Annotated in this window: 1 protein-coding gene; it reads left to right on the top strand. The window is 39.0% G+C overall.

The window, feature by feature from the left end; genetic code table 11:
- Positions 1–133 precede the first annotated feature (133 nt).
- Entirely contained in the window at positions 134–1,447 is a 1,314-nt protein-coding gene (locus G5B11_RS18595; protein WP_173729320.1) for an IS30 family transposase, read from the top strand.
- Positions 1,448–1,661: the final 214 nt, after the last annotated feature.

Raw genomic sequence — 1,661 nt, 5'->3', positions numbered from 1 at the left:
CCTAAAATGAAACTTTAAATTCCACCGCCCGCTTATGCGGTGGAATTTACTCTAACACAGTAGATATTTACTCTTGCATACAAATAGTGCTATGGTTATAGCTCCTTCTGACAGCAGTAGAAGGAGAAGTATTATGAGTAAATATATACCAGGAAATCAGAAACACCTTACTTTAGAAGATAGAGTTTATATCGAAAATGAATTGGCAAAAGGAACCTCTTTTAAAAACATTGCAGCATTCCTTTGCAAAGACCCAACTACCATATCCAAAGAAGTACGTGCTCACCGCCTTTCTGATTGGTATCACAAAGGAACTTTTTATAATGCCAGAAACTTTTGCACCCATCGTTACCATTGTAAAAAGACCAATGTCTGTGGAAAGATACTTCTTTGTGGTATTAAATGTACTTCCTGTCCAACATGCAATCAGACCTGTAGAGATTTCGAGAAAGAACGCTGTAAAAGGCTTGATAAAGCTCCATATGTATGTAACGGATGTCCTAAGAAGATAAATCATTGCACAATCGCACATAAGTATCGTTATGATGCCAGATTTGCAGATAGAAAATATCGAGAATTACTAACAGGCTCACGATCCGGAATAAATATGTCAAAAAAGCAACTGCATCAGAAAGATCAGATCATTACTCCTCTTATTGAACAGGGACAGTCCCCATATCAGATTCTGGCAAATCATCCGGAACTCGATATGTCTGTCCGTTCTATGTATACATACATTGATAAAGGATTATTCACTGCCAGAAATGTAGATCTGAAAAGGCAGGCTAAATTCAAACCAAGAAAATGTCATAAAACACAGATCACAGACCGTTCAGCATTCATTAATAGAACTTATTCTGACTTCTGTTCTTTGAGTCTGGAATCCTTTGTTGAAATGGATACGGTCAAATCTTCCAGGGACTCAAAGAAAGCCCTGTTGACCTTGTTTTTTACAAAAGAGAAACTGTTTCTTGCCTTTTTGGTTAACCGTTGCACAAAAGGTGCAGTCCGGCTTATATTTGACCGCCTTGAAAAGCGTATGGGAACCTATGAGTTCATCTCAGTTTTTGAAAATGTATTAACAGACCGCGGCTCAGAATTTGGAGATCCAGTCGCCTTAGAAACTGGTATAAACAGAATACAACGAACCAGTATCTATTATTGTGATCCAATGCGCAGTGGGCAAAAAGGGGGCATCGAGCAGGCTCATACCATGCTCCGCATGATACTGCCAAAAGGTACATCCTTTGAATTCCTGACACAATGGGATGTGAACCTTATTGTAAATCATATCAATTCAACCCCAAGAGAGAGTCTCAATGGACGAACTCCATACGATCTTGCCCTGGAGACCCTTGGCGAAGATGTTTTAAAAGCATTTCAGCTTAAGCGGATTGCTCCTGACGAGGTCAATCTGACGCCTAAGCTGATACGCTTCAACCACTAATCAACTAATCGAAATCTGCTGTCAGACTGGATGTAAACTTTTCACATTTTTCAAATGTGGCTGGTGGAATTTAGTCTAGCACACCGAATTCCAGTAGCCCATTTAGCATGCCATGAAATCCAGAAAATTTCGTTAAGTTAGAACAATTATAGCAGAAAACGAGAGATTTTGCTTAAAAATCTCTCGTAAAAACAACAAAATTTAAAGTGCTGTG

It is taken from the genome of Blautia glucerasea, assembly GCF_013304385.1.
Classification (GTDB): Bacteria; Bacillota; Clostridia; order Lachnospirales; family Lachnospiraceae; genus Blautia_A; species Blautia_A ammoniilytica.
The sequence above is the reverse complement of the archived record's forward strand: the minus strand, read 5'-3'. Positions and strand labels throughout refer to the sequence as shown.